This window comes from Simplicispira sp. GW247-4R2A, from assembly GCF_059424465.1.
In genome coordinates, this window is record NZ_JBWKZM010000002.1 from 154021 (window position 1) to 170988 (window position 16968).

Annotated in this window: 15 protein-coding genes and 1 tRNA gene; 10 read left to right on the top strand and 6 right to left on the bottom strand. The window is 63.4% G+C overall.

Features of this window, described 5'->3' with window-relative positions:
• Positions 1-58 precede the first annotated feature (58 nt).
• The 3 genes from AC07ZH_RS02215 to galE all read left to right on the top strand — a co-directional run bounded on the left by AC07ZH_RS02215 (position 59) and on the right by galE (position 2617).
• Positions 59-766 (top strand): CoA transferase subunit A, encoded by a 708-nt coding sequence (locus AC07ZH_RS02215; RefSeq protein ID WP_119107914.1) that lies wholly within the window; start codon positions 59-61, stop codon positions 764-766.
• A gap of 1 nt (position 767) precedes the next feature.
• Positions 768-1406, top strand: coding sequence for a 3-oxoacid CoA-transferase subunit B (locus AC07ZH_RS02220; RefSeq protein ID WP_119107913.1), 639 nt, complete (start codon positions 768-770; stop codon positions 1404-1406).
• A gap of 176 nt (positions 1407-1582) precedes the next feature.
• Positions 1583-2617, top strand: a complete 1035-nt coding sequence (gene galE / locus AC07ZH_RS02225; RefSeq protein ID WP_495198364.1) for a UDP-glucose 4-epimerase GalE — start codon at positions 1583-1585, stop codon at positions 2615-2617.
• 53 nt (positions 2618-2670) lie between these two features.
• On the opposite strand, the gene AC07ZH_RS02230 is transcribed toward galE, so the two are convergent.
• The 4 genes from AC07ZH_RS02230 to AC07ZH_RS02245 form a co-directional block, all read right to left on the bottom strand.
• Positions 2671-2760, bottom strand: a tRNA-Ser gene (locus AC07ZH_RS02230).
• Positions 2761-2976: 216 nt separating this feature from the next.
• The gene (locus AC07ZH_RS02235; RefSeq protein WP_495198365.1) at positions 2977-3249 is read right to left on the bottom strand and encodes a diguanylate cyclase domain-containing protein; all 273 of its coding nucleotides are present in this window, start codon (positions 3247-3249) and stop codon (positions 2977-2979) included.
• A 72-nt stretch (positions 3250-3321) separates the two neighbouring features.
• A complete protein-coding gene (locus tag AC07ZH_RS02240) occupies positions 3322-4242 on the bottom strand; it encodes an SPFH domain-containing protein (RefSeq protein ID WP_119107910.1) in 921 nt (306 codons plus the stop codon).
• A gap of 41 nt (positions 4243-4283) precedes the next feature.
• Complete coding sequence (locus AC07ZH_RS02245) at positions 4284-4709, bottom strand: NfeD family protein (protein ID WP_495198366.1); 426 nt, start codon at positions 4707-4709, stop codon at positions 4284-4286.
• A 150-nt stretch (positions 4710-4859) separates the two neighbouring features.
• Here AC07ZH_RS02245 and AC07ZH_RS02250 point away from each other — a divergent pair, with 150 nt between their 5' ends.
• The gene (locus AC07ZH_RS02250; protein WP_119107908.1) at positions 4860-7226 is read left to right on the top strand and encodes an arginine/lysine/ornithine decarboxylase; all 2367 of its coding nucleotides are present in this window, start codon (positions 4860-4862) and stop codon (positions 7224-7226) included.
• A gap of 155 nt (positions 7227-7381) precedes the next feature.
• Positions 7382-7948: a fasciclin domain-containing protein gene (locus tag AC07ZH_RS02255; RefSeq protein ID WP_495198367.1), complete on the top strand. Its 567-nt coding sequence runs from the start codon at positions 7382-7384 to the stop codon at positions 7946-7948.
• Between the two features lie 52 nt (positions 7949-8000).
• On the opposite strand, the gene AC07ZH_RS02260 is transcribed toward AC07ZH_RS02255, so the two are convergent.
• Both AC07ZH_RS02260 and fabI read right to left on the bottom strand, forming a co-directional pair.
• The gene (locus AC07ZH_RS02260) at positions 8001-8849 is read right to left on the bottom strand and encodes a DNA ligase (protein WP_495198368.1); all 849 of its coding nucleotides are present in this window, start codon (positions 8847-8849) and stop codon (positions 8001-8003) included.
• A gap of 75 nt (positions 8850-8924) precedes the next feature.
• The gene (gene fabI, locus AC07ZH_RS02265; protein WP_119107905.1) at positions 8925-9713 is read right to left on the bottom strand and encodes an enoyl-ACP reductase FabI; all 789 of its coding nucleotides are present in this window, start codon (positions 9711-9713) and stop codon (positions 8925-8927) included.
• A 107-nt stretch (positions 9714-9820) separates the two neighbouring features.
• On the opposite strand from fabI, the gene AC07ZH_RS02270 reads away from it, so the two are divergent.
• The 5 genes from AC07ZH_RS02270 to AC07ZH_RS02290 all read left to right on the top strand — a co-directional run bounded on the left by AC07ZH_RS02270 (position 9821) and on the right by AC07ZH_RS02290 (position 16835).
• Complete coding sequence (locus tag AC07ZH_RS02270) at positions 9821-11647, top strand: extracellular solute-binding protein (RefSeq protein WP_495198369.1); 1827 nt, start codon at positions 9821-9823, stop codon at positions 11645-11647.
• 3 nt (positions 11648-11650) lie between these two features.
• Entirely contained in the window at positions 11651-12682 is a 1032-nt protein-coding gene (locus tag AC07ZH_RS02275; protein WP_495198370.1) for a microcin C ABC transporter permease YejB, read from the top strand.
• Complete coding sequence (locus AC07ZH_RS02280; RefSeq protein ID WP_495198371.1) at positions 12648-13823, top strand: ABC transporter permease; 1176 nt, start codon at positions 12648-12650, stop codon at positions 13821-13823. The genes AC07ZH_RS02275 and AC07ZH_RS02280 overlap by 35 nt, the downstream gene beginning before the upstream one ends.
• Positions 13823-15451, top strand: coding sequence for an ABC transporter ATP-binding protein (locus tag AC07ZH_RS02285; RefSeq protein ID WP_495198372.1), 1629 nt, complete (start codon positions 13823-13825; stop codon positions 15449-15451). Before AC07ZH_RS02280 ends, AC07ZH_RS02285 begins: the two co-directional genes overlap by 1 nt.
• Before the next feature lie 220 nt (positions 15452-15671).
• Complete coding sequence (locus AC07ZH_RS02290; protein WP_495198373.1) at positions 15672-16835, top strand: DUF4382 domain-containing protein; 1164 nt, start codon at positions 15672-15674, stop codon at positions 16833-16835.
• Positions 16836-16968: the final 133 nt, after the last annotated feature.

Below are 16968 nucleotides of genomic sequence, written 5' to 3' on the forward strand. Positions count from 1 at the left end.
AAACTACCTATATTAATACGTAGTATCGTTCGATAAACCTAATCAACAGGAGAGACGCGTGAACAAGGTATTTGCTTCAGCCACCGAAGCCCTCGCGGGGGTGGTGGAGGACGGCCAGTTGCTGGCGGTTGGCGGGTTTGGGCTGTGCGGGATTCCGGAGGCCCTGATCGAGGCGCTCCAGGCCAGCGGGGTCAAGGATCTCACCGTGGTCTCCAACAACGCAGGCGTGGACGGCTTCGGTCTTGGCAAACTGCTTGAGACGCGCCAGATCAAGAAAATGATCTCCAGCTACGTAGGGGAAAACAAGGAGTTCGAGCGCCAGTTCCTGGCCGGTGAGCTTGAATTGGAATTCACTCCCCAAGGTACGCTGGCCGAAAAGCTGCGCGCGGGTGGCGCCGGCATTCCAGCGTTCTTCACCAAGACCGGCGTGGGCACCATGGTGGCCGAAGGCAAGGAACTGCGCGAATTCGACGGCGAAACCTACGTCATGGAGCGCTCGCTGGTGCCGGACGTGGCGCTCGTCAAGGCGCATCGCGCAGACAAATCGGGCAACCTGCAGTTTCGCCTGACGGCACGCAACTTCAACCCGGCCGCGGCCATGGCCGGCAAGGTCTGCATCGTGGAAGTCGAGGAAATCGTCGAGACCGGAGCCATGGTGCCTGACGAAGTGCACCTGCCTGGCATCTACGTGCACCGCATCGTGCACAACCCGAACCCGGAAAAGCGCATTGAAAAGCGCACGCTGACCGACAAGAAAGGAGCCTGACATGCCTTGGACCCAAGACCAGATGGCGGCCCGCGCCGCGCAAGAACTCGAAGATGGTTTCTATGTGAATCTCGGCATCGGGATTCCTACGCTCGTCGCCAATTTCACTGGTGACAAAGAGGTGTGGCTGCAGTCGGAAAACGGCATGCTGGGCATCGGCCCCTTTCCCACCGAAGACCGGGTGGACGCCGACCTGATCAACGCCGGCAAGCAGACCGTGACCACGCTGCCCGGATCGTCCATTTTCGGCAGCCACGACAGCTTTGCCATGATTCGCGGCGGCAAGATCAACCTCTCGATTCTCGGTGCCATGCAGGTGAGCGAAGAAGGCGACCTGGCCAACTGGATGATTCCCGGCAAGATGGTCAAGGGCATGGGCGGCGCCATGGACCTGGTTGCCGGTGTGAAGCGCGTGATCGTGCTCATGGAGCACGTGGCGCGCAAGAAGGACGGCACCGAAGACCTGAAAATTCTGCCCAGCTGCACGCTGCCGCTCACGGGTGTGGGCGTGGTGGACCGCATCATCACCGACCTGGCCGTGATCGACGTGACGCCCGAGGGCCTCAAGGTGATCGAACTCGCACCGGGGGTAACGTTCGAGGCATTGCAGGCAAAGACCGGGGTGACGCTGCGACAATAGGACTGCACGGAGAGGTTGGATTAGCGAAAACGGGCCCGTCAAGGCCCGTTTTTCTTGTAGGGGTTTCGTTCGCTGCCTTCTCCAAAGCAAGCACAGGATTTTTCGATGTATTCATGCCGCTTCTGCTCTGTTGACCTCGCGTTCGCCATCCAATCGCTACTAATGGGAGCCGCTACATGATTCTGGTGACCGGAGGCGCCGGCTATATTGGCTCACACACTGGCGTGGCGCTCGCAGCGGCAGGCCAGCCGTATGTCGTACTCGACAATTTCAGCAACAGCCGCCGCAGCGTGCTGGAGCGCGTCGGCCGTATCACCGGGGTGGTGCCCCAGTGCATTGAGGGCGATGTGCGCGATGCGGCCTTGCTGGACAGCGTGTTTGCGAACTACCCCATTACTGCCGTCATGCACTTCGCTGGACTCAAGGCCGTGGGTGAGTCTGTGCGTGAGCCCTTGCGCTATTACGACAACAACGTGGTGGGCACGGTATCGCTGTTGCGCGCCATGCAGCGGGCACAGGTGCACACGCTGGTGTTTTCTTCCTCCGCCACGGTGTACGGCGATCCGGCCAGATCGCCCATCCGCGAAGATTTCCCGCTCACTGCCACCAACCCTTATGGCTGGAGCAAGCTCATGATGGAGCAGGTGCTGGCCGATGTGGATACGGCCAATCCTGGCCAATGGCGCATTGCCCGGCTGCGTTACTTCAACCCGGTCGGGGCGCATGAGAGTGGTCTGATTGGAGAGGACCCGCAAGACGTTCCGAACAACCTGTTGCCCTATGTGGCGCAGGTGGCCGCTGGCCAACGCAAATGCCTCAGCGTGTATGGCGACGACTACCCCACACCCGACGGCACGGGTGTGCGCGACTACATCCACGTTTGCGATTTGGCAGAGGGCCACGTGGCGGCGCTGCGCTACCTGCAAAGCCACACGGGCGTACTCACCGTGAATCTGGGAACTGGGCGACCCGTGTCCGTATTGGAGATGGTTCGCGGTTTCGAGCAGGCCAGCGGCCGCCCAGTACCCTACCAGGTGGTGGCGCGCCGCCCTGGCGACGTGGCCGAGTGCTGGGCCGACCCGGCGCTGGCCGAGCGCCTGCTGGGCTGGCGGGCGCGTCATGGCGTGGAGCGCATGTGCCAGGATGCTTGGCGCTGGCAGGACGGTGTCGGGCGCAGCCTGAATCGAGAGCCGTTAGCTGCTTCAGCGTGAGTGCTTTTAAAAATAAAAAAGGCCTAAGTGAATCAATCACTTAGGCCTGTATCTGGCGGAGAGGGCGGGATTCGAACCCGCGGTGGGGATAAACCCACACACGCTTTCCAGGCGTGCGACTTAAACCGCTCATCCACCTCTCCGAAGCCCGCGATTATGCCATGTACGCGGTGCGTGCCCGGCGCTTTGGCGTGATTAAGCGCGTGACTGGCGCGTCTGTCTTGCGCCCGTGTGCGATTTCAGCGCCCTGGCCAGTTTCATGGGGGATGGGGCCGCAAGCTCGGGCAGTGTGTCCGCCTCACCGTCAATGGTCGTCGTGCGGATCGCCTGCTCTGCCTGCAAGGCAGGTTGGTGGACGGTCACCAGAAATTTTCGCCGCCATGGTTCGGTTGCGCCCCCTCGTATTTGGCTTGCCAGAGTGCGTCGTCTGCATGCTGGAGCCAGGCGTCCAAGCGCTGTGTACTTCCTGCCGCCATGCAAGCCAAGCCTATGTTGGCAGCCCCGAGCGTGCCCAGGCTGGCAACTGGCGGATCGGCGAGTTTTTGTCGCAGCTTGTGGGCCAGGTGCAGGGAATTCTCTTCCGAGGTATCGGGCTGCAACAGTACCAACGCTTCTCCACCAAACCCGGACACTTGGTCCGTTTACCGCATGGCCTGTGCCATCCGTTCGGCTAGCAATGCGAAAAGCGTTGGAAGAAAGAACCTCTACGCGGCGCGCTGCCCAGTGCTCTGCACCATCTTCATCGCCGACCCGATCAATGCCGATACCTCGGTCATGTTGCTGGGCACGATCAGCGTCGTGGTGGCGTCGGCTGCGACCTTGCTGTACGCCTCCACGGCTTTTTCTGCCACCTTGAGCTGCACCGCCAGATCGCCGCCGGGCTGGCGAATGGCGTTGGCGACGCGTTCAATGGCCTGGGCCGTGGCATCGGCGACGGCCAGAATGGAGGCCGCTTGACCCTGTGCGTTGTTGATGACCGCCTGCTTCTCGCCTTCTGAGCGGGCGATGAAGGCCTCGCGCTCACCGGTGGCGATGTTGATCTGCTCCTGGCGGCGGCCTTCGGAGGCGGCAATCAAGGCGCGTTTTTCGCGCTCGGCGGTGATCTGGGCCTGCATGGCGTGCAGGATTTCCTTGGGAGGCGTGAGGTCCTTGATCTCGTAGCGCAGCACCTTTACGCCCCAGTTCAGCGCTGCCTCGTCAATGGCTTGCACTACCTGGGCGTTGATGATGTCGCGTTCTTCAAAGGTTTTGTCGAGTTCGAGCTTGCCGATGACGCTGCGCAGCGAGGTCTGCGCCAGTTGCGTCACGGCGACGATGTAGTTGCTCGAACCGTAGCTCGCGCGCATCGGGTCGGTCACTTGAAAGTACAGGATGCCGTCCACCTGCAACTGCGTGTTGTCGCGCGTGATGCAGATCTGGCTGGGCACGTCGAGCGGGATTTCCTTCAGGCTGTGCTTGTACGCCACGCGGTCCACGAACGGCACGAGGAAATTCAGACCGGGCGTGAGGGTGCCGGCGTACTTGCCCAGGCGCTCCTTGACCCAGGCGTTTTGCTGCGGCACGACCTTGATTGAGCGCGCGATGAACAGAATGGCGATGACGAGAATGACGATGGCGACTTGCATGGAGAACGTTCCCTCTGTGTCGTTGAAATAGGTGTGGGCGCTCAGACTGGATCGACCAACAGACGGCTGCCCACCAGTTCGGCCACACGGTGCATGCCCACGCTGGGCGTGACGCCATTGCGGTGCACGGCAGTCCAGTTGGCACCGCGGTATTTGACAGCGGCGGTGCCATCGGCATTCCAGCTGTCGATCATGACCAACTCGCCCACGTCGAGATTCACGCTGCGGTCTGCCCGGGCAGAAGGATCGCCGGGGCGCCGGCGCCGGACCCAGTGCCACGCGACGACTGCGCCGCCTCCCACCAAGGCGGCGGTCACGATTTGCACCACGGTGGACGCGCCCGCGTGCGCCGCGAGGGCTGCCGCTGCAAAGCCCACGGCCAGCATCAGCAGGTAGAAGGTGCCGGTCAGCAGTTCGGCCACCACCGTGCCCCCCGCCAGCAGCCACCAGATTGTCGATTCCGCCATCCCGCCGCCTCCGTATGCTTATTGCTTCATGAGCCCGCATTCTGGGTCAAAAGACAGAGACTTACGCGATCGGGTCGACATATTCCTTACACTGCGCGGCTATTTCGCTTTTTATCGCCGCGCAGAGGCGCGGCTGCTCGGAGGCCCCGCATGAAGTTTCGCTTTCCCATCATCATCATCGATGAGGATTACCGCTCGGAAAACACGTCCGGGCTGGGCATTCGCGCGCTGGCCCAGGCGATTGAGTCCGAGGGCTTCGAGGTGCTGGGGGTGACGAGCTACGGCGATCTGTCGCAGTTTGCGCAGCAGCAAAGCCGGGCGAGCGCCTTCATTCTGTCGATTGACGATGAAGAATTCACCCTGGGATCAGGGCTGGATCCAATCGTGCTGAGCCTGCGCAGCTTCATTGGAGAAGTGCGGCGCAAGAACGTCGATGTGCCTATTTACGTGCACGGTGAAACCAAGACCAGCCGCCACTTGCCCAACGATATCCTGCGCGAGCTTCATGGCTTCATCCATATGTTCGAGGACACGCCCGAGTTCGTGGCCAAGCACATCATCCGCGAGGCCAAGAGCTACCTCGAAGGCGTGCAGCCGCCGTTCTTCAAGGCGCTGCTCGACTACGCAGAGGATGGGTCGTATTCCTGGCACTGCCCAGGGCATTCGGGTGGTGTGGCGTTCCTCAAAAGCCCGGTGGGGCAGATGTACCACCAGTTCTATGGTGAGAACATGCTGCGCGCCGACGTCTGCAATGCGGTGGAGGAGCTGGGCCAGCTGCTCGACCACAACGGCGCCATTGGCGAGAGCGAGCGCAACGCGGCGCGCATCTTCAACGCCGACCACTGCTTTTTCGTGACCAATGGCACCAGCACGTCGAACAAAATGGTGTGGCACCACACCGTAGCGCCGGGTGATGTGGTGGTGGTGGACCGCAACTGCCACAAATCCATCCTGCACAGCATCATCATGACGGGGGCGATTCCGGTTTTCCTGAAACCCACGCGCAACCACTTTGGCATCATTGGCCCGATTCCGAAAAGCGAGTTTGAGCCTGCCACGATCCAGGCCAAGATCAAAAAGAACCCACTGCTCAAGGGCGTGGATGCCAAAAAGGTGAAGCCGCGCGTGCTGACGCTTACGCAGTCGACTTACGACGGTGTGCTCTACAACACCGAAACCATCAAGGGCATGCTCGACGGCTACGTGGAGAACCTGCACTTTGACGAGGCGTGGTTGCCGCATGCAGCGTTTCACCCGTTTTATGGCAGCTACCACGCCATGGGCAAGAAGCGTACGCGGCCCCAGCATTCGGTGACCTACGCTACGCAGTCCATCCACAAGCTGCTCGCCGGCATCAGCCAGGCGAGCCATGTGCTGGTTCAGGATTCGCAGACCACCAAGCTCGACAGGCACCTCTTCAATGAGGCCTATCTGATGCACACCAGCACGAGCCCGCAGTACAGCATCATTGCCAGTTGCGACGTGGCCGCCGCCATGATGGAGCCGCCCGGTGGCACTGCCTTGGTGGAAGAAAGTATTTTGGAGGCGCTGGATTTTCGCCGCGCCATGCGCCAGATTGAAGAAGAGTTCGGCAAGAAAGATTGGTGGTTCAAGGTCTGGGGGCCGGAAAAGCTGGTCGACGAAGGCATTGGCCGCGCTGAAGACTGGATCATCCGCAGCGACAGCAAGAGCCGCAAGGTGGGCAGCAAGTGGCACGGCTTTGGCCAGCTGGCCGACGGCTTCAACATGCTCGACCCGATCAAGTCGACCATCGTCACGCCTGGGCTGAACCTCGACGGCAAGTTCGACAAGACGGGCATTCCGGCATCCATCGTCACCAAGTATTTGGCCGAGCACGGCGTGGTGGTGGAGAAGACGGGGCTTTACAGCTTCTTCATCATGTTCACCATCGGTATCACCAAGGGCCGCTGGAACACCTTGCTGACCGCGCTGCAGCAATTCAAGGACGATTACGAGAAGAACCAGCCCATGTGGCGCATCCTTCCCGAGTTCTGCCAGCAGCACAAACGCTACGAGCGCATGGGGCTGCAGGAGTTGTGCCAGCACGTGCATGAGATGTACGCCAAGTACGACATCGCGCGCCTGACGACCGAGATGTACCTCTCGGATCTGACCCCGGCCATGAAACCATCGGATGCCTTCGCGCATATCGCGCACCGTACGACCGAGCGGGTGGAAATCGACCATCTGGAGGGCCGCATCACCGTCGGCCTGGTCACGCCGTACCCACCCGGCATTCCGCTGCTGATTCCGGGCGAGGTGTTCAACAAGAAGATCGTGGACTACCTCAAGTTCGCGCGCGAATTTGCCAAGCTGTGCCCAGGCTTCGAAACCGACATTCACGGTTTGGTGGAAATCGAGGACGACGCGGGCACCGTGCGCTACTACGCCGATTGCGTGGCCGCGGGCGATGCAGAACGCGCGCCCAAGCCCTTGGCCACTGTCGAAAACCTGGTGCAGGTGGGCGACGATGGACCGTTTCACCGGCAGGTCTGACGCGAAGACGCCGGCATGAGATCGCTCCCGGCGCAGGCCGTGGAGCGATTTTTTTTGAGGCCCTCCGAATCCACTCGGCCAACGCATGCGTATGGGTTGTCAGCCGCCCGATTTTTTGTTCGAGCGGTCTGTCTCAAACCCCACAGGAGTTTTCCATGCGCATTCATTTCAAACCCCGTCTTGCCGCCATCGGCCTGTCTGTTGCCCTGTCTGCCGCTGCAGTGCCTGCCATGGCACAGGTCATGGTGGGCGGCGCGCCCATGCTGCCCAGCAAGGACATTATCGACAACGCCGTCAACTCCAACGACCATACAACCCTGGTCGCCGCCGTCAAGGCTGCAGGCCTGGTCGAGACGCTCAAGGGTCCAGGTCCATTTACCGTCTTTGCCCCCACCAACGACGCCTTTGCTGCACTGCCCGCCGGCACGGTGGACACGCTCCTCAAGCCCGAGAACAAACCCACGCTGACCAAGGTGCTGACGTACCACGTGGTGGCCGGCAAGTACGACGCGGCTGCCATCATGAAAATGATCGCCGACGGTCACGGCATGGCCAGGCTCAAGACGGTAGAGGGCGGCACGCTGACAGCCAAGGCGGGTGCCATGGGCAAGGGCGTCACGGTGACCGACGAAAAGGGTGGCACGGCTGACGTGACCATTGCCGACGTGGTCCAGTCGAATGGCGTGATTCACGTGGTCGACAAGGTGCTCATGCCCAAGTAAGTGCGGCTTGCCCAGCCCGACCCGCTCGCCGTGCACATGGCCGGCGGGTTTTTTAATGCTCGGTCGGCATGTCCTCGCGCACCCTGACAAAGCTGGCAAAGCGCGGCAGACCGCTGTCGTGCGTGCCGAGAAAGCGGTAGGTCACCCAACTGCCCACCGGAGGCGGTGCGGCGCGGTCTGCATCGCTAAAGCCCGTGCCCAGCTTGAAGCGCTGGCCACCCGGCATTTCGAGCAGCAGCGCCCCCATCTTGCCGGCGTGCTTGCCCTTGCCGGGCAGGTGAGCGACCACACGCGCTTCGGCGTCGTCGTGGGTTTTTACTTTGACGAGATCGTCGCTGCGACCTTCGCGGTAGAGCGAATCGCTGCGGTGCAGCACCAGCCCCTCACCCCCGGCGCGCACGGTGCGCAGCAGCAGGGCGTGCAGTGCTTCCGGGCTGCTGATGCGGTGTTGCGCAACCGCCTGTACCCAGGGGTGACCAATGTGCGCGATCGTTCTTTGCAGCTCTGGCAGGCGGTGGTCGAAAGTGCCAGGGTATGCCGGCAGGTCAAACACCATGTAGCGCATCTGCCGCCAGGCGGCGTCGCCAGCGTCCACGCTGCGCACGGTGGATTGCGCCTGTGCAAACTGGCCCCGACCCGCCCACAGTTCACCGTCCATCGCCGTGCTCGGCCAGTTGGCGGTGAACCAGGCGGGTGGGGTGACGGGCTCGCCGCCTCGGGTACGCAGGTGCTGGCCGTCCCAATAGCCGCGTACGCCGTCGTACTTTTCGCTCACCCAATAGTCGGCCAGGGGCAGGCCCGGCCGGTAGACGCTCGCCAGCAGCAGGGCCGGCGGTTCCCCGGCCTGGGCGGGTGCCCACAGCGCCAGCGCACACCAAAAAAGCGCGAGCCGTCTCTGCATGTTGCTATGTTAGTGAGAGCTGCATGCGCATAAGGGGTAAGCGATAGAGGCTGATTTGGCTTTAAATTTTGACGCCTACACCATGTCGCGGCTGATGCCTGCCGTCTGGCTGAAACCGCCATCCACGTAGGTAATTTCGGCCGTCATGCCACTGGCCAGATCGCTCAGCAGAAACGCTGCCACGTTGCCCACGTCTTCGATGGTCACGTTGCGGCGCAGGGGTGAGGCGCTGGCCACGCCGGACAGCAGCTTGCCGAAATCCTTGATGCCGCTGGCGGCCAGCGTCTTGATGGGGCCGGCGCTGATGCCGTTGACGCGCATGCCCTTGGGGCCCAGCGCTTCGGCCAGGTAGCGCACGCTCGCCTCCAGGCTGGCCTTGGCCAGGCCCATGGTGTTGTAGTTGGGAATGGTGCGCAGCGCGCCCAGGTACGACAGCGTCAGCAGCGCCGACTTGTCGTTCAGGTAGGGCAGGGCGGCCTTGGCCATGGCCGGGAAGCTGTAGGCGCTGATGTCGTGCGCCACGCGAAAGCCTTCGCGCGAGAGCCCTTCGAGGAAATCCCCGGCAATCGCTTCGCGCGGGGCAAAGCCGATGCTGTGCACGAAACCGTCGAGCTTGGGCCAGGTGGCTGAAAGATCACGGAACATGCGCTCGATCTGCTCGTCGCTGGCCACGTCGCAATCGAACACCAGCTCGGAGCCGAACTCGGCGGCGAATTCGGTGATGCGGTCCTTGAAGCGTTCGCCGACGTAGCTAAAGGCGAGTTCGGCGCCCTGCTGGTGGCAGGCGCGTGCAATGCCGTAGGCAATGGAGCGGTTGGACAGCACGCCGGTAATCAGCAGCTTCTTGCCGGTTAGAAAGCCCATGGTGGTTCTCCTGTAGCGAAATGGGAAAGTGAATGCGCTGGCCAGGGCAGGGTTTGCCGCATGCCTTGTGGGGCGGGAGCCTTGCCAGCGTGGTGCAGAATTCTCGCATGCGAATCTGGCTGATCTTCCTGTCCTGCTGGCTGGCGCTGCCGGCCTGGGCAGCGCATGCGTATGCGCTGTGGGGCGAACCGCTGTATGCGCCCGGATTCACGCGCTTCGCCTATGTGAATCCTGATGCTCCCAAGGGTGGCGAGTTGCGCCTGGTGAGCAACCAGCGCACCTCCACCTTCGACAAATACAACCCCTTCACCATGCGCGGCGCGGCGCCGGCCTACCTGACCGAGCTGATGTTCGACAGCCTGCTGACCGGCTCGCTGGATGAAACCGCCACCGGCTACGGCCTGCTGGCCGAAGACGTGAGCGTGGCGAGCGATGGCCTCTCGGCCACCTTCCGTCTGCGGCCCGAGGCGCGCTTTCACAACGGCGACCCGGTGCTGGCGCAGGACGTGGCCTGGACGTACGAGACGCTGGTGGGGCCCTTTACCTCGCCCGCCTACAAAACGCTGCTGATCGACGTGGCGGGTGTGGATGTGGTGAACGACCGCACCGTGCGCTTTCGTTTCAAGAAGCCCAGCCGCGAACTGCCACTGACCGTCGGCGGCCTACCCATTTTCAGCCGTGCCTGGGGCAGGGAGAACGGCAAGCCCAAGCCCTTTGACCAGGTGGTGACCGACATCCCCATCGGCAGCGGGCCTTACAAGATTGGCCCGGTCCGGTTTGGCAAGGACATCACCTACGTGCGTGACCCGAACTACTGGGCGCGCGATTTGAACGTGCGACGCGGCCAGAACAATTTCGACCGCATCGAGGTGAAGATCTACAAGGACGCCACGGCCCGGCTCGAAGCCTTGAAGGCGGGCGAATTCGACCTGATGCGTTTCTTCAGCGCGGGCGATTGGGCCCGGCGCGTGAACGGCAAGAAGTTCGACACGGGCGAGTTGGTGAAGGGCGAATTCGCGCACAAGCTTCCCACGGGGTTTCAAAGCTACGTGCTCAACACGCGCCGGCCTTATCTGCAAGATGAGCGCGTGCGCGAGGCCTTGGGCCTGGCAATCGATTACGAGTGGATGAACCGCCAGCTCTTCTATGGCGCCTACCAGCGCGTGCACGGCCTCTTTGGCAACACCGCTTGCGAGACGCACGGCAGCCCCTCGTCCGAGGAACTGGCGCTGATGGAGCCCTGGCGCAAGAGCATTCCCGCTGCTGCGTTCGGTCCCATGCCGCAGCCCCCGCGCACCGATGGCGACCACAGTTTGAGAGACAACCTGCGCCATGCGAAAACCCTGCTGAATGAGGCAGGCTGGGCCGTGAAAGACGGACTGCTGCGCAACGCTCAGGGCGAGCCCATGGTGCTCGAATACATGGACAGCAACGAGGGCGGCGTGCGCACCGTCTCACCCTGGATGCGCAATCTGGAAAAGCTCGGCATCACGCTCAAGTTTCGCTCGGTGGATTTCGCGCTGTACCAGGAGCGGCTGCAGAAGTTCGATTTCGACATCACGTCGATTGCGTACCAGGGCACCAACAACCCCGGCCAGGAATTCGCCGACCTGTTTGGCAGCAAGGCGGCAGACACGGAGGATTCGGGCAACTTCGCCGGGGTGAAGAGCCCGGCGGTCGATGCCATGATCAGCGCCATGACCAGCGCCAAAACGCAGCAACAGTTGCTGCCCGCCTGCCACGCGCTCGAACGCACCATCGTGGCCGGCCATTACCTCATCCCGCAGTGGAGCGCGGGCACGCACCGCATGGCTTACAACGCCTGGCGCTTGGCCAAGCCAGACGTGGTGCCGCCGTATTCTCCGGGAGAAACCTGGGTGATCGACACCTGGTGGGCACGCATTCCACCTCAGACCGAACCCAGCCCGCGCTAAGCCATGTTCGCCTACATCCTCAAACGCATCCTGCTCATGCTGCCCACACTGCTGGGCGTACTGATGCTCACCTTCGCCGTGGTGCAGTTCGTGCCCGGCGGGCCGGTGGAGCAGTACCTCGCCGAGGCCAAAGCGGGCGCAGGGCGGGCGGGGGCCGAAGGCGGCGGGCTGGGCTACCGCGGCGCGCAGGGCGTGGACCCCAAGCGCCTGGAGCAAATCAAGAAGTTGTATGGCTTTGACAAGCCGCCGCACGAGCGTTTTCTGCAGATGCTGGGCCAGTTCGCACGCTTCGACCTGGGGCGCAGCTTCTTTCAGAACAAGGACGTGTGGCAACTGGTGAAGGAAAAGATGCCGGTGTCCATCAGCCTGGGCCTGTGGACTTTTTTCATCAGCTACCTGGTCGCCGTGCCGCTGGGCGTGGCCAAGGCCGTGCGGGCGGGCTCCCGCTTCGATCTGGTCACCACGCTGCTCATTCTCGTGGGCTATGCCATTCCGGGTTTTGTGCTTGGTGTGGCACTGCTAGTCATATTCGGCGGGCAGTTGCAGTGGTTTCCGCTGCGCGGGCTGACGTCGAGCAACTGGGACGAGCTGGGTTGGGGCGCACGCATCGCGGACTACCTCTGGCACATCACGCTGCCCATCATCGCCATGGTGGCGGGCAGCTTTGCGGTGACGGCCATGCTGACCAAGAACGCCTTCCTGGAAGAGATTCGCAAACAGTATGTGCTGACCGCGCGTGCCAAGGGCCTGTCTGAACGCCAGGTGCTGTGGAAGCATGTGTTTCGCAATGCGCTGATCCCCATCATCACGGGGTTTCCGGCGGCGTTCATTGGCGCGTTTTTCACGGGGTCGCTGCTGATCGAAACGCTGTTTTCGCTCGACGGCCTGGGGCTGCTGAGCTACGAGAGCGTGATCCGGCGCGACTACCCGGTGGTGATGGGCACGCTGTACCTGTTCACGCTGATCGGCCTGGTCACCAAGCTGATTTCCGACCTTTGCTATGTGTGGGTGGACCCGCGTGTCAAATTCGATTAACCCCCCTGCATCGGCCGAAGGCCGCCTTCGCACCGCAGGGAGGCCGCCCCTGGCGGCAGGACAAAGCCCGATCCGTGGGGGCTCTGGCGATGGCGCTGTGGTGGCATCGGCGCCGCCGTCCTTGTCGCCCAGCCGCCGCGCCTGGCTGCGCTTCAAGCGCAACCGTCTGGGCTACTGGAGCCTGGTGATTTTCGTGGTGCTGGTGGCGGTGAGTCTGTGTGCCGAGCTGGTCAGCAACGACCGGCCGCTGGTGGTGCGCTACGAAGGGCAACTCTACTTTCCCATGTTGAAAGACTACCCCGAGACGACCTTTGGCGGCGACTTTCTCACCGCCACCGACTATCTGGATCCGTACATTCGAAAGAAGTTGAAGGAAGGCAGCAACTGGGCGCTGTTCACGCTCAACCCCTACGGCCCGAACACGCTGAACTACTTTGCCAAAGAGCCCAATCCCTCAGCGCCCACGCGCGACAACTGGCTGGGCACGGACGACCGGGGGCGCGACCTGGCGGCGCAGCTGCTCTACGGCTTTCGCGTCAGCGTGCTGTTTGCACTGGCGCTCACCGCCACCGGCGTGCTGCTGGGCATGGTGACGGGCGCCATCCAGGGCTTCTTTGGCGGCAAGACGGACCTGGCGTTCCAGCGCTTCATCGAGATCTGGGGTTCCATGCCCGAGCTGTATCTGCTGATCATCTTCAGCGCAGTGCTCGCGCCCAGCATTGGGCTGCTGCTGGTTTTATTGAGCCTGTTTGGCTGGATGGGCCTCTCGGACTATGTGCGCGCCGAGTTCCTGCGCAACCGCCAGCTCGATTACGTCAAGGCCGCGCGGGCGCTGGGCGTGGGCAACGGGCAAATCATCTGGCGCCACATCCTGCCCAACAGCCTCACACCCGTGGTCACGTTTTTGCCGTTTCGCATGAGTGCCGCCATTCTGGCGCTGACCTCGCTGGATTTTCTGGGCCTGGGCGTGCCGCCGGGGACGCCGTCGCTGGGCGAACTGCTCAGTCAGGGGAAGAACAACATTGATGCGTGGTGGATTTCGCTCTCCACCTTCGCCGTGCTCGTGGTCACGCTGCTGCTGCTGACCTTTATGGGCGACGCGCTGCGCGACGCGCTCGACCCCCGCAAGGCAGATAAGTGATGGCAACTTCGGCCCAGCCTTTGCTGCAAGTGCACGACCTGTGCGTGCGCTTTGGCGCCAAGGAAGTGGTGCGCAATGTGAGCTTCGAGATCGCACCCGGCGAAAAACTCGCACTGGTGGGCGAATCGGGCTCGGGCAAAACCATCACCGCGCTCAGCCTGCTGCGCCTGGCAGGCGATGCGCTGGTGCAGGGCCAGGCGCTGTTCGATGGCCGCGACCTGCTGGCGCTCACCGAGCGCGAGCTGCGCGGTGTGCGCGGTGGCGACATTGCCATGGTCTTCCAGGAACCCATGACGGCGCTCAATCCGCTGATGACGGTGGGCCGGCAGATCAGCGAAGTTTTTGAGCTAAAACAGGCGCTGACGCAGGCGCAGTCTTGGCAGGCAGCTATCGAATTGATTGCAAGCACGGGCATCCCCGAGCCTGCGCGCCGCGCCACCGCGTTCCCGCACCAGCTCTCGGGCGGGCAGCGCCAGCGCGCCATGATTGCCATGGCGCTGGCCAGCCGCCCCAAACTGTTGCTGGCCGACGAGCCCACGACGGCCCTCGATGTCACGCTGCGCGGGCAAATTCTTGACCTGCTGTCCGACCTGCAGCGCCAGACTGGCATGGCGGTGTTGCTCATCACGCACGACCTGAATCTGGTGCATCGCTTTGCCGACCGCGTGGCCGTGATGGAGCAGGGCGTGCTGGTCGAACAGGGCCCCGTGGCCGACATCTTTCAGGCCCCGCAGCACGCCTACACGCGCCGGCTCATCGCCAGCCAGCCCAAGCGCGACGTGGTGGAGGGCGCGCCGGATGCGGCCGCAAAGCCGCTGTTGCGTGCACAACACCTGCGCGTGGGCTACCCGACGCCGTTGCCGGGGGTGCGCGGCTGGTTCAAAAAGGGCGAATTCATTGCGGTGCACGGCGCCGACCTGTGCCTGTTGCCCGGCCGCACGCTGGGCGTGGTGGGTGAATCGGGCTCGGGCAAATCGACGCTGGCGCAGGCACTGCTGGGCCTGTTGCCGTACCAGGGCAGCGTCGAGGTGGTGGGCAGCGCATGGCAGGCGCCCAGCGCGCGCAACACGCCCGCCAACCAGCGCTTGCGCCGGCAGATTCAGGTGGTGTTCCAGGACCCGTTCTCGTCCCTCTCGCCGCGCCTGACGGTGGAGGAAATTGCCGGTGAGGGCCTGCGCGTGCATGAACCGGCTCTGCCCTTGCCCGAGCGCCGGCGCCGGGTGGAGGCTGCGCTCGCCGAGGTGGGCCTGACAGACGCGCAATTTCCGGGCCTGCTGGAGCGCTACCCGCATGAGTTTTCGGGTGGCCAGCGCCAGCGCCTGGCGATTGCGCGGGCGCTCATCGTGCAGCCGCGCGTGCTGGTGCTCGACGAGCCCACCAGCGCGCTCGACGTCACCATCCAGCAGCAGGTGCTGGCCCTGCTGCAGCGCCTGCAGAAGGACAAGGGCTTGGGTTACCTGCTCATCACGCATGACGTGGAGGTGATCCGCGCCATGGCGCACGACGTGCTCGTCATGAAGGATGGCGAGGTGCTCGAAAGCGGCAGCGTCGGCCAGGTGCTCGACGCACCGCGCCACCCCTATACGCAGCGCCTCGTGGCGGCGGCCACGGTGCCGCTGGCGCGCTGACCGGGGCGCCGGCGGCAACAAGACGCAGGCCAAAGCCGGCGCGCCATGGTCTGGCCCCGTGCGCAGGCTGGGAGATCGTGAACACACGTTCTTACATCTGTTGCCACGCGGAGGGCGCAGTCCTACGGGTCGCGGGGTGTCGGGCCTTTATTCTATGAATGTGAAAAATTCGCATTCAATCGCACTGCCTGAAGAGTGTGCCAACCGAGAGAGACCCCTCATGACCTTATTCCGAAATATGAAGTTCACCCTGGGCGCCGCCCTGCTGGCCGGTCTGGCGGCTTGCGGTGGTGGTGGCAGCGACAGCGCCGCGGGCAGCGGTACGCTGCGCCTGGCACTGACCGATGCGCCCAGTTGCGGTTACGACGCTGTCAATGTCACCGTCACGAAAGTCCGTGTCCACCAGAACAGCAGCGCCAGCGATGCCGATGCCGGCTGGTCCGAAATTGTGCTGAACCCCGCGCGCCGGGTGGACCTCCTCGGTCTTACCAATGGCGTGTTGATGGAACTGGGCCAGGTACCGCTGCCCACGGGCAAATACACCCAGATGCGCCTGGTGCTGGCCGACAACAGCACCACCCAGCCGCTGGCCAATTCGGTGCTGCCCACTGGCGGCCGCGAAGTGGCCCTCAAGACGCCGAGCGGCCAGCAGTCGGGTGTCAAGACCAACATCAATATCGACATCGCCGAGAACAAGATGGCCGATTTCGTGCTGGACTTCGATGCCTGCAAGTCGGTGGTGCAGGCCGGGGCGTCCGGCCAGTACCTGCTCAAGCCGGTGGTGGCGGTGATCCCGCGCTACGTGTCCGGCGTGCAAGGGTATGTGGACCCGGCCCTGAGCGCGGGTGCCACCCGCGTGTCGCTGCAGGTCAACGGCACCGTCGTGAAAGCGACCACTCCTGACAGCACCGGCAAGTTCCTGCTGCAGCCCGTGGCGCCGGGCAACTACACGCTGGTCATGGCGGCACCGGGCCGTACGTCGGCTGTGGTCACCGGGGTGCCAGTGGCGGCGGAGACCGTGACACCAGTGGCCAGTGCGGCTGCGCCCGTGGCCCTGCCACCCTCGGCCAGCGCCAGCGCTACGGGCACCGCGCCAGCCGACACGCTGGTGCGCGCGCTGCAACCGCTCGCGGTGGGCACCGTGGAGATCGACGGCCAGTACGTGAACAGCGTTACGGGCGCCTATGCCTTCTCGCTGCCGGTCAGCTCCCCGCTGGTGGCCGCCTATGCCGCAGCGCCCGCGCCGCTGGTGTTCGCTGCCGACGCGTCTGCGGCCGGCCGGTACACCCTGCGCGCCAGCCTGCCGGGCTTTGCCGACAAGGACGCCGTGCTGCCCGCCCTGACCGCTGGGGGCGCCGCCACCGCCAACTTCACTTTCCCCTGAGGGGAAGCGGACAGGCAGGGCGAGCGCTCTGCACAGTGCCTGTTTTATATAAAAACGGCCTGTGGCGCTTACTGGATAAGCGCATATAGCTATTAAATAAGTAGCAATCATCGGGCCGCTCTGTGCGGCCCGA